This is a genomic window from Eisenbergiella massiliensis (assembly GCF_003435485.1).
On record NZ_QVLV01000001.1, the window covers coordinates 229,206 to 254,015 of the forward strand.

Genomic DNA, 24,810 nt, shown 5'->3' on the forward strand with positions numbered 1-24,810 from the left:
ATGCGTCACAGCCATATGTATTTCAGACAGATGAATGACTGCAGGTTTGCACGGATAAGAGCAGGCAGAAGGGAGGGTACCGGCAGATGGAACAGGAAAAATATCTGGCAGTAAGGGATGGGATTAAGCGGGAGCTTCTTTCAGACATGGACTTTACCAGGGAGATGTCGGATGAAGAGATACAGGATGCCATAGCTGACCGGCTGCGGGCAAGAGAATTCGCCGGCAGGCTCAATGTATATGAACGGGCCAGGATGGGAAAGGAACTGTTTTTCACCATTCGGGGATTGGATGTGCTGCAGGAGCTGATTGAGGATGAACAGGTAACAGAGATAATGATCAACGGGATGGAAGGAATCTTTGTGGAGAGAGCAGGCAGGCTTTTTGCCTGGCCCTGCGGCTTTGAATCAGGAGAGAAGCTGCAGGATGTCATACAGCAGATCGTGGCAGGCTGCAACAGAGTGGTGAACGAAACCTCCCCAATTGTGGATGCCAGGCTGGAAAATGGTTCCCGGGTCAATGTGGTGCTGGGTCCCATTGCTCTTAACGGGCCGGTGGTAACCATAAGACGTTTCCCGGAACAGCCTATTGGTATGAGAGAGCTGCTGGCAATCGGATCCATCAGCGAGGAAGCATGCAGCTTTCTGGAGAAGTTGGTAAAGGCCAGATACAATATTTTTATCAGCGGGGGCACAGGAAGCGGCAAGACAACATTCCTGAATGCACTGGCAGGTTTTATTCCTGCAGATGAACGGCTGATAACCATTGAAGACAGTGCGGAGCTGCAAATCCGGGGGATTCCCAATCTGGTCCGGATGGAAACAAGGAATGCCAATGTGGAAGGCTGCCAGCCCATTACTATCAGAGATCTGATTAAAACCTCTTTGAGGATGCGGCCGGACAGAATTATTGTCGGTGAGGTCAGAGGGGGAGAAGCGGTGGATCTGATTGCCAGCGCCCTGAACTGCGGACATGACGGATCGATGTCAACCGGCCATGCCAACAGCGCCCAGGATATGCTGATGCGGCTGGAAACCATGATGCTGATGGGTATGGAAATTCCGCTTCCCGCAATACGCAGGCAGATAGCTTCCGGCGTGGATATTATTGTACACCTGGGAAGGCTGCGTGACAAAACAAGAAAAGTGCTGCAGATAGCAGAGGTTACAGGTATTGAAGACGGGGAAATCCGGCTGTCTTCCCTGTTTTCCTTTGAGGAAGAGGGAGAGACGTCCGGCAGGGTACAGGGAAGACTGGTAAGAAAGGAGAAGCTGCTGCATGAAGATAAACTTAAAATGGCGGGTTTTGGATCTGCATAACCGCAAAAAAGAAGAAAAGGAAAAGGAGCATGCGCCGGATTATCGGAAATATACCTTTTCAAGGAAGGAAATTCTTCTTTACGGCGCACAGGGAGTCGGTATCGCCGCATTGCTTGCATGGTTTTTCTATCATTCCTTCTGGGCTGTGCTGCCGCTGTCTCCTCTGATTCTGTTCACATTTAAAGAAACGGAAAAAACGCTCATTCGCAGACAGAGACAACGGCTGGCAGATCAATTCAAAGACACAATTTTGTCTGTCGCAGCAGGGCTGCAGGCCGGATACTCCATTGAAAATGCCTTCCTTGAAGCGGGAAAGGATATGGAACGTCTTTATGGTGATGACAGTCTGATGGCAAAAGAGCTTCGCTTTTTCAGAAAGGGACTCAGAAATCATGTGCCGCTGGAGCTTTTGCTGGCGGATTTGGGAATCAGAAGCGGGGAGCCAGATATTGAGGATTTTGCAGAGGTCTTTTCCATAGCAAAGAGGAGCGGAGGCAATCTGAATGATATTATACGCCGCAGCGCAGCCGTAACAGGGGAAAAGATTGAGGTTAAACAGGAAATTCAGACGCTGCTGTCATCCAGAAGATATGAACAGAAAATTATGAATATGGTACCGTTTTTAATCATGGCTTATCTGCAGCTGACTTCCAGAGGCTTCTTTGACTGTCTTTACTTTAACGCTGCCGGCATTCTTATTATGACCGGCTGTCTGGCGGTATATCTGGCCGCATTTTATTTATCCAGGAAAATAATAGAAATAGAGGTGTGACATATGTGGGTTATTTATGCAGGCATCATTGCAGGAATTATTGTGCTGCTTCTGATAAGCAGGAGTACTAAAGCGGATGCGGATGCCGATATGCCGGCGCCCTGCCGCCTGTTTCTGAAGCCCGCTGCATGGCTGGAGGAACGGCTGCTAAGGCTGAGGCAGCATCTGAAAATGGAAAAGGAACCGGCATCGAGGCTGCAGCTGAAGGAGGATATGGAAATCCTGTATCCCCGTGAAGCGAAGGAACGGCTGAAAAGCTACAATACGGGTAAGCTGAGTACCGTTCTGTTCCTCATATCCATAGGGGCTTTGCTGTCAATGGCATTTTACCTGTCCGCATTAATGAATAAGAAGCTGTCGGAGGATGGCTGGCTGCAGAGGAATTCCTATGGAAAAGGAAGTCTCCGGGTAGAATTGGAAGCGTGGGAGGGAAAAAAGAAGGAAGAACTTCAGCTGGAGGTCCAGGAGAGAGAATATACCAGTAAGCAGCTGGAAGAAATGCTTCCAGAGGTCAGGAAAGCTCTTGAAAATGAGATGAGAGGTGATAATTCCACACTGAATGAGGTATCAAAAGACCTTAATTTTCCTTCCTCACTTCCTGGATACCCTTTTCAGATTACCTGGGAGTGCGGTAATTATGAGCTGATTCACAGTGACGGAAAGGTAACAACAAAGCAGCTTGGCGAAAAGGGAGAAATTACGGAGCTTCGGGCGGTCCTTACCTGCGGGGAGGAACAATGGGAAGAGATATTTGCCGTCAGAGTATGTCCTCCTGCACTCACAGAGGAGGAGCGGTTCCGAAAGCTTCTTGAAGAAACTGTGGTTAAGAGGGAAAAGGCATCCAGGCAGGAGGAAGGCTTTCTGCTTCCTGAAAGGGTGGAAATGCGGCAGATTTCCTGGAAGGAAAAAATTACGGATAACAGCATTCTTCTTTTTGCATTGTTTGTCGCTGCCGGGTGCATATTATATCGCCTTCAGGATCGGGATTTAAAGAAAAAACTGGAACAAAGAGAGGAACAGCTTCTGCTTTCCTATCCTGAGTTCATAAGTAAGCTGGCGCTTCTGATGGGAGCGGGGCTTCCCATCCGCTCCGCTTTTCAGAGAATGGCCGCGGATTATCAAAACAGAAAAACAAGAAATCAGGAGCTTATATACGTATACGAAGAACTCACCCTGGCCTGCCGGGAAATGGAGAGCGGAATAACGGAAGCACAGGCTTACGAACATTTTGGGCAGAGATGCCGCCTGACTCAGTACAGAAAATGTGCCGCGCTGCTTTCCCAGAATCTTAAAAAGGGAGCTTCGGGATTGCTGCAGGCTTTGCAGCAGGAGGCAGAACACGCTTTTGAAGAACGCAAAAGAAATGCGAGGGAACTGGGAGAAAAGGCGGGAACCAGACTGCTTCTTCCCATGATGCTGATGCTTGTGGTGGTAATGGTACTGATTATGGTGCCGGCATGCTTTTCTTTTGCGGGTATGTAGGAAACAAGGAATTATGAAAGGAGCTGCCTAAAAGGCAGAATGGAGGAATAAATCTATGAAGAAAATTTATTTGCATGCTGTAAATGGTTTTGCGGAAATAAAATCACGAATCAGGAATGTCCTGAGCGGGGAAGAAGGTATGGGTACGGTTGAAGTAATTCTTATCATACTGGTTCTGATCGGACTTGTAATAATCTTTAAGAATCAGCTGACAAGCCTTGTGCAAACCATATTTTCGAAAATAACAAGTCAGGCCGGCAGTATATAGCCGGAAAGGGGAAAGCTGTGCGGAAAGGTTATATTACGGTTTATCTTTCCCTGGTTACGGGAATTCTTCTTTCCCTGCTGCTCACCGTCATAGAAGGTGTACGGATGCATACCATCCGTACACAAACGGAATGTGTGATGGATATGGCCATGGATTCGGCTCTGGCAGAATATCACCGGGAAATGCTGGAACAATATGAACTGTTTTTTATAGATATGTCCTATGGCGGCACTTCGCCGGCCTTTTCCAATACGGAGGAGCATATCAGGAATTATATGAACATGAATTTTCGCCCTTATGAGCTGTTTGATATTCCGGTCGGGAAGGATCTGACAGGACTTTCTGCAGACGGAGTTGATTTGCAGCAGGCGGCAATTGCATCAGATGAAAAGGGAGCGGTACTGAAAAAGCAGGCGATTACGTATATGAAGGATAAATGGGGGCTGGGATTCCTGGAACAGGCGGCCGTAAATGCGGGATTGATACAGACGGGAGGTTTTCTGGGAACAGATGTGGAGCTGCGCAGAAATGAAACCGAAAAACAGGTAAAAGAAGCTATTTTAAATAAAGAAGAACAGGAAGCCGAGGACTGGGAAGGAAAAAATGTGGAGCTGCCCTCAGATGTGGTAAATGAAGCAAGAGGTGAGGGAATCCTGAAGCTGGCTGTTGAAAACAGCGCTTCCCTGTCCAGGGAATCTATTCCGAAGGCGGCGCTTTATACCGGGCGAAGCAATAAAATGGAAGGTACCGGGCTGCCATCAGGAGTAGAACTGCCGTCAGGAGTCTCGGATACATGTCTGTTTCTGAAATATGTTATGGATAAATGCGGTTATTATAATCAGATAAAAGACGGCTCCTCATTTTCCTATCAGGTGGAGTATATCCTGCAGGGTAAGGGAAATGACCTGGATAATTTGCGCGGCATGGCGAATCAGATCCTGCTGGTTAGAGAAGCTGCCAATGTGGCTTATCTGTTCAGCGACGGACAGAAAAAATCAGAGGCCAGAGGAGCTGCATTGCTGATTACAGGGGTTTTGGGTATGCCTGAACTGGAGGAACCCGTTACCCAGCTGATCCTTTTTGCCTGGGGTTATGCGGAGAGCGTAAAGGACTTAAGAATGCTTTTTGATGGTGAAAAGGTGCCTGTTATCAAGGACTCAGGAAGCTGGAATACACCTTTCAGCCAGCTTCTGACCTTTCGGGGACATTTATCTGAATATCCGAGGGGGCAGAAGGGACTTGGCTATGGAGATTATCTGCAGGCATTCCTGTTTCTGGAATCCCAGGAGAAGGTAACGGAAAGGCTGATGGATGTTATGGAAGCGGATATCAGACAGACAAAGGGAAACAGCTGTTTTCGGATAGATGGCTGTATGGATGCGATGACGGCAGAGGCCTCCGTATCAAGCGGATATGGATATCAGTATAGTATAAAAAGAGCATATGGATACGATTAAGAAGGGAAGGAGGTGAACAGGGATGCCCCTTTTGCACGGACGCAAAGCAATAAGTAACTGTAAACTAAAAACAACAAAAGTCATGCACTTCCGAACACAGCTTCCTCACACATCAAAAGAACTTCACACATTGCCATATCCCCAGATAAGTCCGGCAAGAGGGGTGTCCCCGTTCACCTCCTTCCCGGACAGGCAGAAAATGAAGGGCTCCATGACAGTGGAGGCATCTCTTGCTGTACCGTTGTTTCTGTTTTTTATAATGAACATATTATCCATCACCTTATTTTTTCACACCTTTGCGACGAATCTGGAGACACTTCATCAACAGGGCAGGCAGCTGTCTATGCTGGCTTATACTGTGGGAGCTGAGGATGAGATGATAAAACTTATCCGTCCGGCACGGGTAAAGCCGGCGGTTCCCATTCTGGCTTATCCGGGAACCACGATAGTAAGCTGTTGCTATATGAGGGCATGGACCGGCTATGATGTGGAGCGGAACGCAGGGGGATCTGAATCAGAGGAGTATGTATATATAACGGAAACCGGAACCGTTTATCACCGGGAAAGGAATTGTACGCATCTTACGCTGTCCATCGAACTGGCGGGAAAGGATGAGGTGGAACAGCTGCGTAATGAATCAGGAGCAAAATATTATCCATGCGAGAAGTGCGGAGGTGATGGCAGCGGGCTGGTTTATCTTACCAGAGAAGGAAACAGATATCATAATACAATTGAGTGCAGCGGACTGAAGAGAACCGTCAGATGTATTCCGTTATCGGAAGCCGGCGGAAGGCCTCCCTGTTCCAGATGCGGATAAAAAGGAGGACAATATGGCAGAAAACCTGATATTATGCAGCTTTTTGGGAATCTGCAGCTGTTATGACTGTAAAAAAAGAACGATACCCGGATGGCTTTTATACACTGGCATTCTTCTGGGATTAATTTATGCGGCAATGCTGCTGATTTTGGGACAATACAGCTGGTCTGCTATTCTGACCGGGGTACTTCCGGGAACCCTTATGCTTCTTCTGTGCCATATAACGGAAGGGAAACTGGGAAGCGCTGATGGCATGATGGTAATTCCCATTGGTTTGATGCATCAGTGGCAGAGGTGTACCGCAGAAGTGATTGGAGCATGTCTGCTTACCTTTTTTCTGGCAGCAGTATTGATAATAAGCAGAAAAGGCAACCGGAATACGCAGATCCCTTTTGCACCATTTCTTTGTACAGCCGTGGTTTTGGTGTGGATAATTGAATTGTGTGCGGGAATAGGTGTGGATAACTGAAGTATCCGGAGGAACGGGGAAATTATATGACAAAAGGAAATTGGGAAAAAGATGGGTATATGACTCTGGAGGCCAGTTTTATCATGCCGATTACAGTAATTCTTATTACCGCGCTTATGTATCTTTCTTTCTACCTGTATACCGTAGCTTTTCTGAATCAGGCTGCTTATATTGCGGCATTCAGAGCCAGCTTGTGTGACGAGGGGAATGCGGAAGCCGAGGCGGCGGCAGCCAGGGAGCTGGATAAACTGCTTAAGGAAAGCGTACTTCCGATTAAAGGCCTGGAAAAACAAATCAATGTTTCTGCAGTTTCCGTCGGTGTTTCATTGCAGGCCAATCTTGCGCTTCCGGCGCCCGGGCTGCAGCTTATAAGCCAAAAGGAATGGGACATAACAGCAGAGAAGAAGGTGCTGATACGGGATGCCGCCGCTTTTATCCGGGCAGCCAGACGGATTGGTGATTTTATAGAATAATATGTAACAATTCAGGACAGCAGATATATTCAAGAAGATGTGCTGTCCGAATTGATACAATAATACAAAATGGCGGAAGGGAGAAGAAAAATGGTTAAGCCGGTTTACAAGAGAGAATTAAGTCACAGTTATCTGGTTATTGAAGGAATACCCAAAGAAAAGACGGACAGCTATCAGTATAGAATGATATTGAACAACAAAATATCGGGTCTGCTTGAAGCCACTGAACGATATGTGGATGGTAAGGTATGTCTGTATTATGACATCAGTTCACGTCAGTCTCTGGAACAGATGTATGAGTCAGGGAAAATGACCTGTCAGGAAATTTTGGATGTGGTGGACAGCATGTCAGGGTTATTGGGAGGTATGGCCGGATACCTTCTTGAAGAAAGGTTCCTTTTGCTTGAACCGGCATGTATATATATGGATTTGGAAACAGAACGGCTTTGTTTCCTTTATTATCCCTTTGCAGAGAAGGAGAAACCGATCGGCAGCATTTATATGCCGATAGCGGAATTTTTTCTGGAGCATGTGGATCACAGAGAGGAAAAAGCAGTAAGCACCGCTTATCAGTTTTATAAGATGTCGAAGGCAGAGAGTTTCACTATAGAAAGTTTCCGTGCGCTCCTGGAAAAAGGAGGCGTGGACAGACCGGATACAAAACTGGAAAACAGGTCGGAAAGCGGGCTGGAGATAGGACTGGGGTACAGTCCCGTACGGAGCAGAAGGGGCGAGGCGGCAGCAGAAAAAGGGTACCTTCAGTGGTCGGAGGATGGCTGGGAGAGCCAGATGAGTTTCTATGAAGAACCGGCAGTTTATGAATATGGCAGGACAGCGGGCCCTACAGCGTACGAGGGAACACTGTATAAAGAAAAAAGTATACACTGTACCAGTGATACAGAAACGGAAGCGGACAAAGGTAATACTGGTGAAGAGAGAACACAGGAAAAGAAGAATGGTAAAAGAAATCTGATTGGTTTGGTGGCAGCAGTTCTTATATTTGGGATTATCTGTGGGATTATCTGGTATTTGCAGCCAGAAGGCTCGCTTAAGGCGGTATTCTTTGGAGGCCTTGCCGCAGATGGCATAATTCTTCTTCTGTTTTTATGGAAACTGACTGCGGTAAAGGATGAAAAAAAGGGAAAGGCAGACGTAGAAAGAAAGCAGGAAAAAACGTGGGACAGTTATGCTTGCTGTGAGAAGGAGGTGTACTTTGATGACACTATATTTTCTGCAAACAGCATAGGAAGCGTTTATAGCATGAGCGATATACCCGGCAATAGGACCAGAAGTCCCAGACTAACGGGAAAACTGGGGGAACAGGATATCCGTTTTGCCCTGGACAGTCTTCCGGTAACTGCAGGCAAGATGAAAGGCAGGGTGCAGCTTCTGCTGCCGGATGCTTCTGTTAGCCGTATTCATGCCCGATTCGTAGAAAAGGAAGGCAGGACGGCGCTGATGGATCTGAATTCTACAAATGGCACATTTATCAACGGGATAGGCCTGGAACAAAATGAAACAATGGTTTTGGAAGCGGGAGATGAGGTCCGGCTGGGAAGCGTCATACTACATTACGAGGAATAATATATTCTGGGATTAGGAGTTGGAAATACAGGTGAAAACTATCAAAAACGGTTTATTGACAAGGCTGTACGGAAGTGTTACCCTTTTGGTATTGAGGAATATTTTGGTGAAGAATTAGCAGTATCTGCAGGTTTTATGTCCGTAAGGGACGCAGTAAATACCATAAAACTGGGGGTAACGGGGGTGTATATGGTAAAACGGCAGACTTATCGGTACCAGGATCAGAAATACAAGGATATTCCATGGTGCAGCGCAGTGCTTACAGCTATAAATGTCGTTATTTTTTTGATATGCGAATTTACGGGTGACTGGCTGTATGATGAAGGACAGTTCAGCGTTTTGTATCTGACTCACAGCAGGGAATATTACCGTCTTGTGACATCCATGTTTCTTCATGCTGATATTGGCCATCTGGTTAATAATATGATATTATTGTACTTTGGCGGAGAGATTGTGGAGAAGACGATTGGCAGTTTCAGATACCTTGCCCTGTTTTTTATATCTGGAATCTGCGGAAATCTTCTGTCAGCTGTATATGAGCTGACTACAGGCAACTTTTATTACTCCTTTGGGGCGAGCGGGGCTGTTTTCGGATTGATAGGCGGACTGCTTTACCTGGTCATTACAAAGAAGGGACGGGCGGCTCAGATTTCCATTCAGAGAATGCTTCTTATGATTATATTTTCTCTTTATTCCGGTTTCCGCAGTGTTATGGTGAATAATGCAGCTCATTTAGGCGGGCTGATCAGCGGTTTCCTGCTGACCTTTCTTCTGTGCCATATTGGGAGGAGCATAGGGCATGGCGGCGGAGGCTATGGATATTGAGAAATGTTATTAAGACGGACTGAGGAAACAGGCTTTTGCATAAAGAGCATAAAAACAGAGAGGATGCCTGCGGGCAGGAAGGAGAACTGTTATGAAGGATGATAACTGTATTTTTTGTAAATTAGCTAATGGAGATATTCCAACGAATACTATTTATGAGGATGAAAAGTACCGGGTAATTCTGGATTTGGGCCCTGCTACAAGAGGACATGCATTAATCCTGCCCAAGGATCATTATTGTGATCTTTATGAGCTTCCGGATGAGGTATGCGGGGAAGTTATGAAGCTGGCTAAAAGAATGGCGGCCAGGATGACCGAAAGGCTGCAGTGTAGCGGGTTTAATCTGGTTCAGAACAATGGAGAGTCCGCAGGACAGACGGTACGTCACTTTCATCTGCATTTGATTCCCAGATATGACGATGATAAGCAGAACATCAACTGGGTACCTCAAGAACCCTCACAGGAAGAGCTTGAAAATATCCGTAAGACAATTTGCGGTGAATAAAAGCGGTCCGCCGGGGAAGCTTCATTATCTTCCCCGGCAGGCCTCAATCCTATTTGCCTTTTCCTGCCTTATTTTCTTCTACAATTCCATCCAGCAATTCTGTAATTGTCTTGGTCGCATTCATCTGCTGGCTTTTTCCCATTGCATTAATATAGGTCTGACGGTTAAAGTAAAGTTCCTGTACTTTCTCAACCAGAAGATCAGGGCTTAAATAGTCTTCATCTATAACCATACTGTATCCCTGAGTTTCAAAGGAGCGGGCATTCAGTATCTGATCTCCACGGCTGCTTCCTGCGGAAAGCGGAATCAGAAGATTAGGCTTTTTCAGGGCGAGAAGTTCACAGATAGCATTTGCTCCGGCTCTGGATACCACTACATCAGCCATGGCAAACACATCCTTCAGCTCAGCTTTCAAATATTCAAATTGTGCATATCCGGATTGGTTGAGCAGCAAGTTGTCAATTTTCTCATGACCGCAGATGTGCACTATCTGAAAATCATTGAGCAGCTTTGGCAGAGCCTCACGAACAGCCTGATTAATGGAAGCAGCGCCAAGAGAACCGCCTATTACCATAAGTACAGGCTTATTGGCAGTAAAATGACACAGCTCCAGTGCGGCAAGCTTATTTCCTTTGGATAGTTCATCACGGATAGGAGAGCCTGTAAGTACAGCTTTTTCCGTGGGAAGACTGTGCAGCGTTTCGGGAAAATTGCAGCATACCTTTGCAGCAACCGGGATACAGAGCTTATTAGCGAGTCCCGGTGTCATATCTGATTCGTGGATAACACAGGGAATCTTCAGGGAGGATGCTGCGCGGACTACAGGGACGGATACAAAACCGCCTTTGGAAAATACAATGTCCGGGCGGATTTCCTTCAAATATTTTCTTGCCTCTCCATATCCCTTTATAACGCGAAAGGGATCCGTAAAGTTCTTTAAGTCAAAATAGCGCCGGAATTTTCCGGTGGATATTCCGTAGTAGGGGATGTCATAATCCTCTATCAGTTTTTTCTCCATTCCATTGTAGGAACCGATGTAGGAAATTTCATAACCGAGCTGTGACAGCCTTGGCAGCAGGGCAATATTTGGCGTAATATGACCGGCGGTGCCACCTCCGGTAAGAACGATTTTCTTTGACATGAATTAGCCCCCTAGCTGAATTATTAATTTGCGGTTCCCACAATGGATTCCAGTGCCACAGCCAGCTGATCAGGGCAGGATGTGGGCTTGAAGCCGCATTTGATTCCTTTCAGACGGGAAATTGCCTCTTTTGCGGGCATTCCTTCCACCAGGCGGGAAATACCCTGGAGATTACCATTGCAGCCTCCCGTAAAATGTACAGATTTGATGATTCCATTATCCAGTTCAATGTCTATTGCGCTGGAGCAAGTGCCTTTTGTTCTGTATTTCATAATATGCCTCCAAATTAAACAATATAAATTCAATATCCGAATTATATCAAAAATCCTCCTTTGTTACCAGTATTTTCACAATAAATCCCCAATTATGGCAGATTGAGGCGTAATTCTCCGATCGATTCCCGGCCTGTCCGTATTGTGGCAGGCGGTTCAATCTCCTATAATACTATTCACAAAGGAACCAAAAAAGGCTGGTCTCACAGCTGCAGAAGCAGAACAGGGGACGGGAGGCTGTCTGATACGGACAGCAGATTGGAGGAGAGTATGACTTCGTTTGTGGAAAATAAAGAACTGGTGGCTATGACAATTATATTGCTATTATTGAGCATATTATGCAAGTTTATAACAGGAATTTTTCTGAATACGCTGATAAGGGAGGCTGAAAACATGTCCTCAACGGAAAACAAGGTGCTTAAGCAGTGTAAGATTAAATTCCGTAACTGTTACAAGCTCAATGACGGAGTTCCCAATATACCGGTTTTTGTGGACAAGTTTTTAAATCGGATTCAAATATGGAAATTTTCCATGGACGGGCTGTCCCATTTTGCCGGGCAGCTTATGATGCTTTCGGTATTTTTTGCAGGGGCGGGGGCGTGTAAGGGGATTATTGACGGAAAAACACTGGGGGAAATCCTTCCATTCTATCTTATGAGCTTTCTGGGATTGTATTTGTATTTCAGCGTTTCAGGCCTGGTGGATGTACATGGGAAAAAGGCTGCGCTTAAGACCAGTCTGACAGACTATCTGGAAAATCATATGGCGGCCAGGCTTTCATTACTGGATGAGTCGGAATGGCTGGCCGGAGCCGAAGTCAGGAGCGTATCGGCCGGAGGTGTCATACTCCGGGAAATGGAGAGTATAGGGGAAGAACAGGATAAAATACAAGCGGAAGCAGAGCAGACGACAGTAAAACAATCGGCGGGAAAACTGATAGCTGCGGAGCTAAAGGAAAAAATACGGCCGGAAAGAGCAGAGACAATGGAAAAGAGCCCGGCGGAAACTCAGATGGAGGAACAGATTTTTACCAAGAATCAGGAAAAAGAACTGGAAGAGCTTCTGAAGGAGTTTTTTGCATAATACAGCACTGCTGGCAGAAGCAGAAAAAATGCAGAATTCAGAAAACCGTATTCTTAACAAAAAAGGAAAAAACGAGGAAAAACAAGGCTTCTTATAAAAACTCTTGAAAATAAAAACCAACTTTGCTACACTAAGAACGGAAATTGAGCGAAATTGCAGGTTTTCTGCGATGGCTGCGGTTATATCTATTTGTTTGCTGCCAAGTGCAGCAGAATTGGAGGATAAGCAGATGAGCAAAGTGACTTTTGATTATTCAAAAGCAGCACCTTTTATCGGTGCGCATGAAGTAGATTTTATGAAAAAACAGGTGATGGATGCCAGGGAACTTCTGGTTTCCAAGACCGGTGCGGGAAATGATTTTCTTGGCTGGATCGATCTGCCGGTTGATTATGATAAGGAAGAGTTTGACAGAATTAAAAAAGCAGCGGCTAAAATCCAGAGTGATTCAGAAGTGCTTCTGGTTATCGGAATTGGTGGTTCTTATCTGGGAGCAAGAGCTGCAATTGAATTTTTAAGACACAGCTTCTATAACAGTGTAAGCAAGGAGATTAGAAAAACTCCTGAAATTTATTTCGTTGGAAATTCCATCAGCTCTACATATATCAGGCATTTGATTGATGTGATTGGGGACAGAGACTTTTCTATTAATATGATCTCTAAGTCCGGTACTACCACAGAACCCGCAATTGCATTCCGTGTATTCAAGGAAATGATGGAAATGAAATACGGCAAGAAAGAAGCTGCCGGAAGAATTTATGCAACCACAGACCGTGCGAAGGGATCCCTGAAGGGACTGGCAACGGAAGAAGGTTACGAAAGCTTTGTTGTTCCGGATGATGTGGGAGGACGTTTTTCCGTTCTGACTGCAGTAGGTCTGCTTCCTATCGCAGTAAGCGGTGCGGACATTGACAAGTTAATGGAAGGTGCAGCTGATGGACGCAAGAAAGCGCTGGAGGCTGAATACGAAGATAATGATGCACTGAAGTATGCGGCTGTCCGCAATATCCTTCACAGAAAAGGAAAATCAGTGGAAATTCTGGCTAACTATGAGCCCAGTGTTCACTATGTATCCGAATGGTGGAAGCAGCTGTACGGTGAAAGCGAAGGAAAGGACCAGAAGGGTATTTTCCCGGCAAGCGTTGACCTGACGACAGATCTGCACTCTATGGGACAGTTTATTCAGGACGGTTCCCGTATTATGTTTGAGACGGTTATTAATGTAGAGACATCCAGAGAAGAAATCACCATCAATGAAGAGCCTGTGGATCTTGACGGATTGAATTATCTGGCAGGGAAGAGTGTTGATTTCGTTAACAAGAGCGCGATGAACGGAACCATCCTGGCTCATACGGATGGTCAGGTTCCCAACCTGATGATCGACGTGCCTGAGGTGAACGAGTTCTATCTGGGCCAGCTGTTCTACTTCTTTGAGTTTGCATGCGGAGTCAGCGGATATCTGCTTGGCGTAAACCCGTTTAACCAGCCTGGCGTAGAAAGCTATAAGAAAAATATGTTTGCGCTGCTTGGAAAACCGGGATATGAAGCGCAGAGAGAAGAGCTTCTGAAGAGACTGTAAAAAACAGCCCGTTTCGGAGCAGAAAAATAAATAAGAAGCCGTAAAAAGGTATTAAGCTGCGAAAGGGTGTGCAAATTATTCAAATCACGCCCTTTCGTTTTTTTAGCCATATTATTTTTTATTTTGTCGATATCATGTCTTTTAAATATCTTTATCTTCCTTTTATTGGTTGCTCTGTGGAAATAAATAAGCTACAATTACGTTAATGAGACGGTTATTTAGGAAAGGAGGCAGCTTCATGGGAGGGAAAATTCAGGATATATCGACAATGCAGGATGTTCTTCATGAATCTATGACGGGTTTATGGATAATAGAAATAGAGGAAGGCTGTAATTCCCGGATGTTTGCGGATGAGACGATGCTGGATCTTCTCGGCCTTACTGAAGAGGCCTCGCCAGAGGAATGCTATGAACACTGGTACCGGAATATCGATAAGGAATATTATCCGGTGGTAAATTCCTGTGTGGATAATATGATAAGGCAAGGCAGGGCTGAGGTGCAGTATCCATGGCAGCATCCGGTGTTTGGAAGGATTTATATCCGTTGCGGCGGTGTGGCAGAGCGTATCAGTGAGAAGATATTAAGACTCAGAGGGTATCACCAGAATGTGACGGACACTATAGTTATGCGGCGGGAAAAAGAAAAACTGGAGGAACTTAATGAAGAAATAGTAGGTTCTCTTCATAATCTTTTTTTTGCGGTGTATCGGATTGATATGGAGAGTAATTCTGTACGTGCCATTCGGGTTCCGGAGGACGTGGAGGAAATATCGGAGGAGGAATTTTCTTACGATTTGTTCTGGGATGATTTTGCAAGGAAGACATTGCATCCCAGCTGGTATGAGGATATGAAACGGGAACTTTCCCTGCAGCATTTCCGTGAGCTTATTGTTGAGGGGTATGACAGATATACAATTGAGGGCTACAGGAAGATAAACGGAGAGTATCATTACATATCCTGCAATGTTTACTTTGGGGGAAAGAAGAACTGGGCGATTCTTGCGCTCCAGGATACACACGAGCAGAAAAAGAGAGAAGAGGAAAGCCGGAGTGCGCTTAAGGAGGCATATGAGCTGGCGCAGAACGCCAATAAGGCTAAAAGTGATTTCCTTTCAAAAATGTCCCATGATATCAGGACTCCGCTGAATGCTGTCATCGGTATGACGGAGCTGGCCAGGCTGCATATGGATGATAAGGAAAGACTGCTGTATGATCTGGAACAAATCGGAGTATCCAGCCAACTGCTGCTGAGCCTGGTAAATGAAGTGCTGGATATGAGCAAAATTGAAAGCGGTAAGTTTGAACTTAATAATAGTGATTTTAATCTTCATGAGCTTCTGGAAGAAGTAATTTGCCTGATGAGGACTCAGGCAGAGGAGAAAAAACAGATATTCCATGTGTCCATGGATGAATTGAAGCATGAGCGTGTAATTGGCGATCGTGCCAGATTAAGTCAGATTTTTTTGAATATTATGAGCAATGCATGCAAGTATACTCCGGAAGGAGGAGAGATATTCATTTCAGTTTCTGAGCTTTCCTCCGGAAACAGCAGGCTGGGACGTTACCGTTTTGTTTTCAGAGATACCGGGATTGGAATGAGCGAGGAATATCTGCAGCATATTTTTGAACCCTTCAGCAGAGCTAACGACTCCCGGATCAGCAAAATCAGCGGTACCGGACTTGGGATGGGAATTACCAAGAACCTGGTTCAGATGATGGGAGGGGAAATCCGGGTAGAAAGCAGAATTGGGGAGGGCAGCTGTTTTACGGTAATATTGGAATTAAGGCTGCAGGAAGAAAAGGCGGAAGAAGTACCTGAACTTAGAATTCAGGATGTGGACTGCAGGGGCATACATATTCTGTTGGCAGAGGATAATGAGCTAAACAGAGAAATAGCGGCAAGTCTGCTGGAGGTAACCGGGGCCTGTGTGGAAACTGCTGAAAATGGAAAAGAAGCGCTGGAAATGTTCCGGGCCTCTCAGCCGGGGTATTATCAGATTATTTTTATGGATATCCAGATGCCGGTAATGAACGGCTATGAAGCTGTAGAGGCAATCCGCAGACTGGAACGCGCGGATGCCTCGGAGGTTGTCATTGTTGCAATGACGGCAAATGCATTTGCAGAAGATGTGATAAAGTCTCTGCAGGCCGGGATGAACGAGCATCTGGCAAAGCCGATTCAGCCGGGGCGTATGGCTGAGGTGCTGGCAAAGAGGGTGCTTCATAAAATGTAGTATTCTTCATTAGGGTGAATTGAATTAGGTGTGAATTGAATTAAGTATGAATTGAATTAGATGTGAATTGAGTTGGTGTGAATTGGACTGGATGTGTATCGGTTTGGAAGTATGCCAGCTTTTGGGTATAAAGGACTGCAAATCATAGGATCGTGTTATTTTGGAATAGTATTAAGCTAGATTTACCGGAGGGCTCCGGATATAATGAAGAAAAAAGTATTTTTATCCTGATTTATTAATGAGTAAGCGGAGGGCTGCAACATGAAAGAACTGTATAAGCTGCCGGCAAGACCGGAAGCAAACCGACAGAATATCCTGCAGGGGGATAAATACCGGATTACTATGCTGACTGAGGGGCTGGTACGTCTGGAATACAGCGAGGACGGAATTTTCGAGGACAGGGCGACACAGACTGTTATCAACCGAGATTTCCCGCCTGTGGAGTTTCAGGTGAAGGAGACGGAGGAAGAGCTGGAAATTCTGACCTGGAGATTTCGCCTGAATTACAATAAAAAAGAATTCAATCCCAGAGGACTCAAGGCTCAGGTGCTTGGAAATACAGGTTTCTGGAATAATGTATGGCATTATGGAGACGAGCTTCGGGATCTGAAGGGAACGGCAAGGACACTGGATACGGTAGACGGCGCCTGTGAACTGGGGCATGGTCTTGTCTCTACGGAAGGTTTTTCCGTATTGGATGATTCTGCTTCACTTATTCTTACCGAGGAAGGATGGGTTGCACCCCGCAAAAAAGGAATTCAGGATATTTATTTCTGGGGTTACGGGCTGGACTATCTGGAATGTCTGAAGGATTTTTATTATCTTTGTGGTAAAACCCCCATGCTGCCCAGGTTCGCATTGGGGAACTGGTGGAGCCGTTACTATGAATATACCGAAGCGAGTTATCTGGAGTTGATGAACCGTTTCGATGAAGAGGGAATCCCTTTTACAGTTGCAGTCATTGATATGGACTGGCATTTGGTAAATATCGATCCCAAATATGGAACCGGCTGGACAGGCTATACATGGAACAGGGAGTTTTTCCCGGATCCGAAGCGATTTATGGACAGCCTGCATGAGCGTGGTATGAGAATTACATTGAATGTGCATCCGGCAGACGGAATCCGCCCGCATGAGGAAATGTATGAGGCTATGGCAAAGGAACTGGGAAAGGATATATCCAGGGAAGAGCCTGTGGCCTTTGAAATTACGGATCCGGCATTCCTTTCCGCCTATTTTAAATATGCGCACCATCCCAATGAAGAAAAAGGGGTGGATTTCTGGTGGCTTGACTGGCAGCAGGGCGGTATTACGAAGATGGAAGGCCTGGATCCGCTGTGGATGCTCAACCACTTCCATTTCCTGGACAGCGCAAGAAATGGAAAGCGTCCCATGACTTTTTCAAGATATGCAGGTCCCGGTTCCCATAGATATCCGGTGGGATTTTCAGGTGATACGGTAGTTACGTGGGAATCTCTGAAGTTCCAGCCTTATTTTACCAGTACGGCATCCAATATCGGTTATGGCTGGTGGAGCCATGATATCGGCGGTCATATGAATGGATATAAGGATGATGAGCTGGAAGGACGCTGGTACCAGCTGGGTGTATTCTCTCCTGTTAACCGGCTTCACAGCACTAAAAACGAATTTAATGGAAAGGAGCCCTGGCGTTTTAATCCGGAAATTCACAGTATGATGAATGAATTTCTGCAGCTGCGCCATAAAATGGTTCCGTACCTGTATACTATGAATTACAGAGCATATGCGCAGGATACACCGCTGGTGCTGCCGATGTATTATTATAATCCCAGATGCCTTGAGTCCTACCGGGTACCAAATGAGTATTATTTTGGAACCGGGCTGATTGTTGCCCCGATTACTTCCCCTCGTCTGTCAGGATTGAACCGCGCAAAGGAAAGAGTATGGCTTCCGGAAGGAACCTTCATTGATTTCTTCAGCGGTACCATTTATGAAGGCGGCCGTATGATGGACATGTACAGGGATATCAATACCATGCCTGTTTTTGCGAAAGCAGGAGCTGTTATTCCCATGACAGAAGAAATCGATGCGGTGAGTACCTGCGGAAATCCTTCTTCTCTGACGCTTAAGGTTTATGCCGGAGCTGACGGCAGTTTTTCGCTGTATGAGGATGATAATGAAACCTGTGATTATGAAAAGGGCATCTGTGCGATTACGGAATTTGAATGGAAGTGGGATGGCGAGCAGCGTTTTGCAGTTCATCCGGTGCAGGGCGAGCTTTCTCTGGTACCTGAAAAGAGGGATTATACAATAGAGATTTGGGGATGTACGGAAAGCGAAGTGTTATGTACCTCCAATGGAAAAACGGCAGAGGCGGAAGCCTCCTATGATGCGGATAAGAACTGCCTGAAAATTACAGTAAGCCAGGCTGATGCGTGTGCTGAGACAGTGATTACCTTTGTAAGGAAGCTGGTTCTGGCTGAGAATCCTGTGAAGAAGACAGTTTATGCTTTCCTGGATCAGGCGGAAATGGAATTTGATATTAAGACCCGGATTTATCAGCTGGTATGCAGCGGAAAATCACCGCTTGTTATTATTGGAGAGCTGCAGGCCATGGATTTATCGGAAGATCTGGTGAAGTGTATTTCTGAAATGCTGACTGCACAGGGTAGTCTGGCATAACGTCTAACAAGTTCTGTTCCAGGCTCCCCGGGGAGCCTGGATTCGTTTTTTAAGGGATAAGAAGAAGGAAGCGGGACGGGTTGATAATAGCGGATAAATGGGAGGAACAGTTGTGGAGCGGGCTTTGCATATCGTGGTATTGGACAGAAGCAGCGTGGGAGAGGATGTGTCGGTGGAGCCTCTGAAAAAGTACGGAGAGGTTACCTTCCACATGACAACGAAGGATGAGGAAGCAGCTGAACGGGTTAAGGATGCAGATATTATTATTGTGAATAAAACGCCTATGAATGCTGATACCCTGGATGGCGCGAGCCATCTGAAGCTTATCTGTGAGTTTGCAACCGGCTTTGATAATGTGGATTTGGATTACTGCAGAAAAAGGGGAATCCCGGTAGTAAATGTGGTCAATTATTCCACGGCTGCTGTGGCACAGCATACAATAGCCTGTGTTCTCTATATTCTGGAAAAGCTTCGTTATTACGATGATTATGTAAAGTCCGGGGCTTATGGGTCACAGCCGAGATTTTCCCATTTCGGTCTGCCTTACTCAGAGCTTGATGGTAAGACCTGGGGAATCGTGGGCATGGGAAATATCGGACGTAAAGTAGCCGCTATTGCAGAGGCTTTCGGCTGCCGCGTTATCTGCTTTTCGGCATCCGGCCGAGGAGGCTGTACGGATTATGAGCAGGTGGATTTTGAAACCTTACTGCGGGAATCTGATGTGCTCACACTGCATTGTCCTCTGAGTGACAGAACGAGAAACCTGATTGATCTGGAAGCGTTAAAAAAGATGAAAAAAACGGCGATTCTGGTAAATGTGGCAAGAGGCGCCGTAGTGAATGAAGCTGATCTTTGTACCGCACTGCAGGAAAATTGGATTATGGGGGCAGGAATTGATGTATTAAGCAGGGAGCCGATTGATCCGGGGAATCCGCTTTTGCAGATTCAGGACAGCAGCAGACTTCTGATTACGCCACATATGGCCTGGGCAAGCGTGGAAGCGCGTACCCGGGTGGTTACGGAAACCTGCAGGAATATTGAGGCTTTTTTACGGGGAGAAGCCAGGAATGTGGTAAATCCGTAAGAAGGATTGGCAGTGAAAAGGATGGGCACTCAGAGGGTGGAATTGAAAGGGATAGGGATAAAAAGGAAGCTTTCAGGATGGCAGGAAAATAGAAACTGCAGATAATAAAGGAATACCGGAGCGGCAGGCCAGATGTTTCTAACAGATATCTGAAAACGGCTGGTATCAGCTGCGTGCATTGTGGCCGTATGCCGCCGGGGATTCCTTTTAATTTTTTTATACGGACTATATATTGTTTTTAGGAATAGGATTTACAGAAATTAAAAAGTCAGTATAATCATGCGGGCAGCAGTATATATGGCCTGTCGGCTACCTCTTTTTATTCCCTTTTTTTCTTGAGGCCCAGCTTTTATGAAGCTGCTGCCGTTCACGCAGGTAGCTGTTTTTGTTTTCTGTATATTTTGCCTCATTTTTTAATTTAAGATAGCTGTTCCAGCGTTCCCGGGAAAGTTCGCCGTTCTCAATGGCGGTATTTACAGCACAGCCGGGTTCGCTTTTATGCTGGCAGTCTGAGAAACGGCAAAGAGGAAAATACTGTTCAATATCGGAAAAAGCCTCGCCAAGCCCGGAGGAGACATCCCACATACCCAGCTCACGCATGCCGGGAGTATCAATTATCATGGCTCCGCAGGAAAGGCGGATAAGCTGCCGGTGTGTAGTGGTATGGCGTCCGCGGGAATCATCCTCTCGGATGGCGCCTGTGTCCATCATTTCCTGTCCGGCCAGAGCATTGAGCAGGCTGGATTTTCCGACCCCGGAGGAGCCTAGAAAGACAATAGTTTTGCCCGGAAGCAGATATTGTTTTACGCTGTCGAGGCCAAGTCCGGTTTTAGAGCTGACGGCATAGACGTCTACGCCAAGCGCTGCCGCGCGGACTTTATCGGCCGCTGCCTCCCAGTTTTCATTTAAATCTGCTTTGGTAAGAAGTACTACAGGCTGTGCCCCGCTTTGCCAGGCCAGCGTCAGATAACGATCCAGCCGCCGCAGGTTCAAATCATGATTCAGTGACTGCATGATAAATACATAGTCAAAGTTAGCAGCGACTGCCTGTTCCGCGTGACCTGCAGAAGATGGATCCAGGCGGGAAAAAAAGGTGCGGCGGTGAAGCGTTTTATAAATAATGCTGTCGCCATCGTTCTGCCAGGAAAGAAGGACAAAATCCCCTGTAGTGGGAAAAGGTTCATCTCCGGCATAATAGGATCCTTTTTTTAATCTGGCATAGCCATTGCCATGGGCGCTGACAATCTCAAACCTGTCTTTATACACAGCGGTAATTCTCGCGACAGTTCCATCAGTTCCCGCAGGCAGAAGGTCGCGGGTAAATCCATAGGTCTCTATATTTATATCTGTATTCATGCATTATTCCTCCGAAAATTATATTTAAAGTTTTAAAATAAGTTTTGTCTGACTGTGTTAAGTTGTTTATTTTTTCTCTCATAATAGAATCATCTCCTTTTCTTTTTGACGGCGGCAACCCTGAAAAAGGGCGCAAAAATCCCGCAGAAACAAGCCTTGGCTGCGGTTTCTGCGGGACATAATTAACCATATGCAATGGAATTACATACAAACAGGATGCATGAAAGGATTGTCGCTTTGTTTACATGTTCAATTAGCGGAAGGACACCTCGTTCTTTGCTGTCATTATTCATATCTCCTTTCATTTTTTCTTTGAAAAGCTAAAATACATATTCAGTATAAAGTATGATAAGGAAATATGCAACCGGAATTTTGATAAAGTTTTGGCGGAGGAATTTTTATTATTTCATAAATGAGTTTTATATGGATGAAGTGATGGAGCCAGATTTTATACGGGATTGGTAAAAATGCTTTTCAGAAGAGTATTTATGACCGACAGCTTGTTTTCATAGTTTTTCGGCGGTATAATATCCAGAAATGTATGGCCAGTAATTATTATTTTGGAGGATACAGTGAGTCAGAAGCATGGAGTAAGAGAGAAATATAATACGGCGTGTTGGGCGGCGGTTATTATAGGGCTGTTACTGACCGGTTGCATTGTGTGTGCAGCGGCGTTATGGAGCGCCGGAAATAAGAAGGAGGATGCACTGAGACTGGCAGAGGGGTATGCAGTTAGAACGGAAGCGCTTCTGGACAGCTTGTTTCATAAGACGGATGTGCTGGAATCTATTGTGATTACGGGCAGGGGAGAGATTTCGGAGGAGGCGTTCCGGGATTTGGCCAAATCTCTGGCAGATGGAGAGGGAATCCGGGCCATTCAGTATCTGCCGGGAGGCGCGGTTTTATATTGCTATCCGTTAGAGGGAAATGAGGCAGTTATTGGTAATAATGTTTTTGATAATCCACGTCGTCGGGATGATGCTTTGCTGGCTGTGGACACACGGGAAATTGCGCTGTCCGGCCCGTACAGTCTGACACAGGGCGGATTGGGGCTTGTAGCGCGGAATCCTATTTTTCTGACCGATGAAAACGGGAAAGAGAGTTTCTGGGGATTTTCCGTAATTATCCTGGATTTGCCGGAGGCTTTGAATCCGTTGATGCTGGAGGAACTGGAAACCGAGGGTTATGATTACCGGCTTCATGTTATTACGGAGACCGGAGAGGATATGACGATTGCCGGAGCAGAGCAGATTGATGAGAAAAGAAGTCTTAGCTATGAGGTAAGTGTGCCCAATCATACATGGGTGCTGAGTATGGCGCCGAAAAATGGATGGGTAAATCCGTTGGTGTTGGTGTATCTGCTGCTGGCCGGGTGGATTATTACAGCGTTGAGCGCTCTGCTTGTATACCAGCAGCAAAGGCGAGTGTCCGAGCTTCAGAGATTTGCATCCATAGATGAACTGACAGGACTTTATAACAGGAGGTATCTTGGAGAGCTTCTGGATAAATTGTGTAAAGGTGCAAATGCATTTGCTGTTTTTTATATGGATTTAAATCACTTTAAAGCGGTAAATGACGAATTGGGCCATGCGGCAGGGGATGCAATATTAAAGGAAGCTTCGGAGCGGATGCGCAGCTGCGCAGGCGGAGACAATCCAACAGCACGGATCGGCGGGGATGAATTCGTAGTGGTATGTCCCGGAAGCAGATTGGCGGAAATTAAAAATATGGAGTCCCGGCTGCGGGAGGTAATAGAGAAGCCTTTTTATGTGGATGGAGAATGCCGGCAGTTGTCATTAAGTATCGGTATTGCTGTATTTCCAGAGGATGGAAAGACTTATGACAGCCTGATGCAGAAGGCAGATCACAGGATGTACCAGGAAAAGAAAAAGGAAAATCACAAAAAGGAAAGTCGGAAAAAATAGAAATCAGAATAAAAAATGTAAAATTAAGAGGTAAAATGCCGGGCGCTGAAAAACAGGCTCGGCATTTTTGGCATTTTATAAACTGGGGGGCTTAATGTTTTCCGATTAACTGTATTTGGGGCTGGGCTGATATTATCGGGTATATTAAAAAAGCAGTCAGGATTCAATCAGAAAAGCATCCAGCATCTCCAATATACGTTCCTCGTTTCCGGAAGGAAACGCTGTGGGCAGCTTTTCCTTCTGTTCGGACAGGAAGGACAGGGAGACAGGAAGGTATTCTTCCAGTTTTTTCAGATATGCTTCATCGAACCATGAACCGCTGCCTGCAGCAGAGGTGAGTATGAGTTCATGGCAGTTTTGCAGGAGAAAATCACGAAAGGCAGGATTTCTGCAGGGGCAGAGGTCAAAAAGGCCGGCGGTGTAGGAAAAGAGACGGTTGACTCTGGCAGCTGTTTCTTTCGGGGTGAGGCAGGAGGAGAGCAGTGTCCGGCTTCCGTTTCCCTTATCTTCGCCGATATCCTGCAGATCATCACAGAGCTGAAGAAGAAAGCCAAAACCGAAATAAAATAAAATTTCCTCTTCCGTCATTTTGAGATTGATAAAAAACCGGTCTATGAGGACGGACAGGCCGCCTTTATATATGGAAATATCCATAATATTCCGTTCGGTAAGAAACAGGGATGCATCGGCCTGTTTTTGACTGATTTCCTGCGCCTCCAGCATGAGAAGAAGGCCCTGGCGGATATCTTTTCCCGAGGCTTCACCATAAGAGGCGACCGACTCCGGACTGGGGTAGACGGCGAAAATATCTGCCAGAAGCTGGGCGGTTTTTTCTTCATGGAGGGACAGCAGGGTGATGGGAAGGCCGCTTATTTTATGATGTATGAGGAGATTAAAATGCTTTTTCTCCTCGGAAGTATGTTTGGGATCATCAAGAAAGTTATCGGTAAAGGGATAGAGCATGCTATAGCCAAAGATGGAAGAGGGACAGTCCTGAGGCAGCCCGTTCTGCTCCCTGAAAATGGAATAGACCATGAAATTGCGCAGGGCCTGACCCATATCCTCCGGCTTCATTTCAGGTGCAAAGCTGCGGACCTGCCGGAGAAAGTCCTTCATGGAAGCCTGAAAGGCGGTCAGGCTGTCCTCAGACATGGCTTTGCAAATACCCAGGATCGGTTCGTCAAACAGGAGCCCGTGAAACAGCGATTCCATTTCCTGTGTCCATTTCTGCAGCTGGGGAGCAGGGGACTGGGAATAGGCGGCCTGTTCCGGCTGCTTCCTGGAGAAGGGCAGCCTGACCGCAATTCTGCTTCGGGATGGGAAGGCCTTCATATGCCGCTGAAGCCGTTCCATAGCAGCAGTTACCCAGGCCTCGTTGTTTCTTTTTTCCTCCAGGGATACAGGGGAGAGAAAATCGGGGAAGGTGTCCTGGGAAGAGAGCCATAGTCCGCGGATGCGTGGAAGAAGGGCAGAGGTTATATAATTTTTATCAAATATCATGGGGATTC

Annotated in this window: 22 protein-coding genes; 17 read left to right on the forward strand and 5 right to left on the reverse strand. The window is 46.1% G+C overall.

Features of this window, described 5'->3' with window-relative positions:
- The first annotated feature begins 86 nt into the window (after positions 1 to 86).
- Genes DXC51_RS00960 through DXC51_RS00980 form a run of 5 tightly spaced genes read left to right on the forward strand, consistent with a single transcriptional unit; the run spans position 87 to position 5,298 of the window.
- Entirely contained in the window at positions 87 to 1,319 is a 1,233-nt protein-coding gene (locus tag DXC51_RS00960; protein WP_117543369.1) for a TadA family conjugal transfer-associated ATPase, read from the forward strand.
- Positions 1,279 to 2,091, forward strand: coding sequence for a type II secretion system F family protein (locus DXC51_RS00965; protein WP_021635559.1), 813 nt, complete (start codon positions 1,279 to 1,281; stop codon positions 2,089 to 2,091). The genes DXC51_RS00960 and DXC51_RS00965 overlap by 41 nt, the downstream gene beginning before the upstream one ends.
- Before the next feature lie 3 nt (positions 2,092 to 2,094).
- On the forward strand, positions 2,095 to 3,573 hold the full coding sequence (locus DXC51_RS00970) for a type II secretion system F family protein (RefSeq protein WP_117543371.1): 1,479 nt from the start codon (positions 2,095 to 2,097) through the stop codon (positions 3,571 to 3,573).
- A gap of 55 nt (positions 3,574 to 3,628) precedes the next feature.
- Positions 3,629 to 3,841, forward strand: coding sequence for a Flp1 family type IVb pilin (locus DXC51_RS00975; RefSeq protein WP_021635561.1), 213 nt, complete (start codon positions 3,629 to 3,631; stop codon positions 3,839 to 3,841).
- 17 nt (positions 3,842 to 3,858) lie between these two features.
- Complete coding sequence (locus DXC51_RS00980) at positions 3,859 to 5,298, forward strand: DUF5702 domain-containing protein (protein ID WP_102287287.1); 1,440 nt, start codon at positions 3,859 to 3,861, stop codon at positions 5,296 to 5,298.
- Positions 5,299 to 5,421: 123 nt separating this feature from the next.
- Here DXC51_RS00980 and DXC51_RS29400 read toward each other — a convergent pair whose 3' ends face one another.
- Complete coding sequence (locus tag DXC51_RS29400; protein ID WP_154465326.1) at positions 5,422 to 5,565, reverse strand: hypothetical protein; 144 nt, start codon at positions 5,563 to 5,565, stop codon at positions 5,422 to 5,424.
- 76 nt (positions 5,566 to 5,641) lie between these two features.
- On the opposite strand from DXC51_RS29400, the gene DXC51_RS00985 reads away from it, so the two are divergent.
- From DXC51_RS00985 to DXC51_RS01010, 6 genes are all read left to right on the forward strand, one after another.
- On the forward strand, positions 5,642 to 6,115 hold the full coding sequence (locus tag DXC51_RS00985; RefSeq protein ID WP_117530825.1) for a hypothetical protein: 474 nt from the start codon (positions 5,642 to 5,644) through the stop codon (positions 6,113 to 6,115).
- Between the two features lie 13 nt (positions 6,116 to 6,128).
- Positions 6,129 to 6,584 (forward strand): prepilin peptidase, encoded by a 456-nt coding sequence (locus tag DXC51_RS00990; RefSeq protein WP_117543373.1) that lies wholly within the window; start codon positions 6,129 to 6,131, stop codon positions 6,582 to 6,584.
- A gap of 26 nt (positions 6,585 to 6,610) precedes the next feature.
- A complete protein-coding gene (locus DXC51_RS00995) occupies positions 6,611 to 7,057 on the forward strand; it encodes a TadE family protein (protein WP_025488095.1) in 447 nt (148 codons plus the stop codon).
- A 90-nt stretch (positions 7,058 to 7,147) separates the two neighbouring features.
- Positions 7,148 to 8,641, forward strand: coding sequence for a DUF6382 domain-containing protein (locus tag DXC51_RS01000; RefSeq protein ID WP_181970002.1), 1,494 nt, complete (start codon positions 7,148 to 7,150; stop codon positions 8,639 to 8,641).
- A gap of 189 nt (positions 8,642 to 8,830) precedes the next feature.
- Positions 8,831 to 9,466 carry a rhomboid family intramembrane serine protease gene (locus DXC51_RS01005; RefSeq protein ID WP_044914428.1) on the forward strand — a complete coding sequence of 212 codons (636 nt, stop codon included), beginning with the start codon at positions 8,831 to 8,833 and terminating at the stop codon, positions 9,464 to 9,466.
- 91 nt (positions 9,467 to 9,557) lie between these two features.
- Entirely contained in the window at positions 9,558 to 9,971 is a 414-nt protein-coding gene (locus DXC51_RS01010) for an HIT family protein (RefSeq protein WP_025488098.1), read from the forward strand.
- Between the two features lie 49 nt (positions 9,972 to 10,020).
- Here DXC51_RS01010 and DXC51_RS01015 read toward each other — a convergent pair whose 3' ends face one another.
- Together DXC51_RS01015 and DXC51_RS01020 are read right to left on the reverse strand one after the other, a co-directional pair.
- The gene (locus tag DXC51_RS01015; RefSeq protein WP_102287291.1) at positions 10,021 to 11,112 is read right to left on the reverse strand and encodes an undecaprenyldiphospho-muramoylpentapeptide beta-N-acetylglucosaminyltransferase; all 1,092 of its coding nucleotides are present in this window, start codon (positions 11,110 to 11,112) and stop codon (positions 10,021 to 10,023) included.
- 23 nt (positions 11,113 to 11,135) lie between these two features.
- Positions 11,136 to 11,384: a TIGR03905 family TSCPD domain-containing protein gene (locus DXC51_RS01020; RefSeq protein ID WP_021635570.1), complete on the reverse strand. Its 249-nt coding sequence runs from the start codon at positions 11,382 to 11,384 to the stop codon at positions 11,136 to 11,138.
- Positions 11,385 to 11,654: 270 nt separating this feature from the next.
- On the opposite strand from DXC51_RS01020, the gene DXC51_RS01025 reads away from it, so the two are divergent.
- From DXC51_RS01025 to DXC51_RS01045, 5 genes are all read left to right on the forward strand, one after another.
- Positions 11,655 to 12,467, forward strand: coding sequence for a hypothetical protein (locus DXC51_RS01025; protein ID WP_147332327.1), 813 nt, complete (start codon positions 11,655 to 11,657; stop codon positions 12,465 to 12,467).
- Between the two features lie 229 nt (positions 12,468 to 12,696).
- The gene (locus DXC51_RS01030; protein WP_117530821.1) at positions 12,697 to 14,043 is read left to right on the forward strand and encodes a glucose-6-phosphate isomerase; all 1,347 of its coding nucleotides are present in this window, start codon (positions 12,697 to 12,699) and stop codon (positions 14,041 to 14,043) included.
- Between the two features lie 238 nt (positions 14,044 to 14,281).
- Positions 14,282 to 16,276 (forward strand): ATP-binding protein, encoded by a 1,995-nt coding sequence (locus DXC51_RS01035; RefSeq protein ID WP_025488100.1) that lies wholly within the window; start codon positions 14,282 to 14,284, stop codon positions 16,274 to 16,276.
- A 261-nt stretch (positions 16,277 to 16,537) separates the two neighbouring features.
- A complete protein-coding gene (locus tag DXC51_RS01040; protein ID WP_025488101.1) occupies positions 16,538 to 18,937 on the forward strand; it encodes a glycoside hydrolase family 31 protein in 2,400 nt (799 codons plus the stop codon).
- 112 nt (positions 18,938 to 19,049) lie between these two features.
- A complete protein-coding gene (locus DXC51_RS01045; protein WP_243003094.1) occupies positions 19,050 to 20,021 on the forward strand; it encodes a D-2-hydroxyacid dehydrogenase in 972 nt (323 codons plus the stop codon).
- A 309-nt stretch (positions 20,022 to 20,330) separates the two neighbouring features.
- On the opposite strand, the gene rsgA is transcribed toward DXC51_RS01045, so the two are convergent.
- Complete coding sequence (gene rsgA / locus DXC51_RS01050; protein ID WP_081745222.1) at positions 20,331 to 21,377, reverse strand: ribosome small subunit-dependent GTPase A; 1,047 nt, start codon at positions 21,375 to 21,377, stop codon at positions 20,331 to 20,333.
- Positions 21,378 to 21,949: 572 nt separating this feature from the next.
- Between rsgA and DXC51_RS01055 the strand changes: the two genes are divergently transcribed.
- The gene (locus tag DXC51_RS01055; RefSeq protein WP_025488104.1) at positions 21,950 to 23,302 is read left to right on the forward strand and encodes a sensor domain-containing diguanylate cyclase; all 1,353 of its coding nucleotides are present in this window, start codon (positions 21,950 to 21,952) and stop codon (positions 23,300 to 23,302) included.
- A 156-nt stretch (positions 23,303 to 23,458) separates the two neighbouring features.
- Here DXC51_RS01055 and DXC51_RS01060 read toward each other — a convergent pair whose 3' ends face one another.
- Positions 23,459 to 24,802: a hypothetical protein gene (locus DXC51_RS01060; RefSeq protein ID WP_025488105.1), complete on the reverse strand. Its 1,344-nt coding sequence runs from the start codon at positions 24,800 to 24,802 to the stop codon at positions 23,459 to 23,461.
- Between the last annotated feature and the right edge of the window lie 8 nt (positions 24,803 to 24,810).

Excerpts from the sequence above, each read along its gene's own strand:
- DXC51_RS00960 (WP_117543369.1), top strand. The coding sequence starts at position 87 with ATGGAACAGGAAAAATATCTGGCAGTAAGGGATGGGATTAAGCGGGAG.
- DXC51_RS00965 (WP_021635559.1), top strand. The coding sequence starts at position 1,279 with ATGAAGATAAACTTAAAATGGCGGGTTTTGGATCTGCATAACCGCAAA.
- DXC51_RS00970 (WP_117543371.1), top strand. The coding sequence starts at position 2,095 with ATGTGGGTTATTTATGCAGGCATCATTGCAGGAATTATTGTGCTGCTT.
- DXC51_RS00975 (WP_021635561.1), top strand. The coding sequence starts at position 3,629 with ATGAAGAAAATTTATTTGCATGCTGTAAATGGTTTTGCGGAAATAAAA.
- DXC51_RS29400 (WP_154465326.1), bottom strand. The coding sequence starts at position 5,565 with ATGTTCATTATAAAAAACAGAAACAACGGTACAGCAAGAGATGCCTCC.
- DXC51_RS00985 (WP_117530825.1), top strand. The coding sequence starts at position 5,642 with ATGCTGGCTTATACTGTGGGAGCTGAGGATGAGATGATAAAACTTATC.
- DXC51_RS00990 (WP_117543373.1), top strand. The coding sequence starts at position 6,129 with ATGGCAGAAAACCTGATATTATGCAGCTTTTTGGGAATCTGCAGCTGT.
- DXC51_RS00995 (WP_025488095.1), top strand. The coding sequence starts at position 6,611 with ATGACAAAAGGAAATTGGGAAAAAGATGGGTATATGACTCTGGAGGCC.
- DXC51_RS01000 (WP_181970002.1), top strand. The coding sequence starts at position 7,148 with ATGGTTAAGCCGGTTTACAAGAGAGAATTAAGTCACAGTTATCTGGTT.
- DXC51_RS01005 (WP_044914428.1), top strand. The coding sequence starts at position 8,831 with ATGGTAAAACGGCAGACTTATCGGTACCAGGATCAGAAATACAAGGAT.
- DXC51_RS01010 (WP_025488098.1), top strand. The coding sequence starts at position 9,558 with ATGAAGGATGATAACTGTATTTTTTGTAAATTAGCTAATGGAGATATT.
- DXC51_RS01015 (WP_102287291.1), bottom strand. The coding sequence starts at position 11,112 with ATGTCAAAGAAAATCGTTCTTACCGGAGGTGGCACCGCCGGTCATATT.
- DXC51_RS01020 (WP_021635570.1), bottom strand. The coding sequence starts at position 11,384 with ATGAAATACAGAACAAAAGGCACTTGCTCCAGCGCAATAGACATTGAA.
- DXC51_RS01025 (WP_147332327.1), top strand. The coding sequence starts at position 11,655 with ATGACTTCGTTTGTGGAAAATAAAGAACTGGTGGCTATGACAATTATA.
- DXC51_RS01030 (WP_117530821.1), top strand. The coding sequence starts at position 12,697 with ATGAGCAAAGTGACTTTTGATTATTCAAAAGCAGCACCTTTTATCGGT.
- DXC51_RS01035 (WP_025488100.1), top strand. The coding sequence starts at position 14,282 with ATGGGAGGGAAAATTCAGGATATATCGACAATGCAGGATGTTCTTCAT.
- DXC51_RS01040 (WP_025488101.1), top strand. The coding sequence starts at position 16,538 with ATGAAAGAACTGTATAAGCTGCCGGCAAGACCGGAAGCAAACCGACAG.
- rsgA (WP_081745222.1), bottom strand. The coding sequence starts at position 21,377 with ATGAATACAGATATAAATATAGAGACCTATGGATTTACCCGCGACCTT.
- DXC51_RS01060 (WP_025488105.1), bottom strand. The coding sequence starts at position 24,802 with ATGATATTTGATAAAAATTATATAACCTCTGCCCTTCTTCCACGCATC.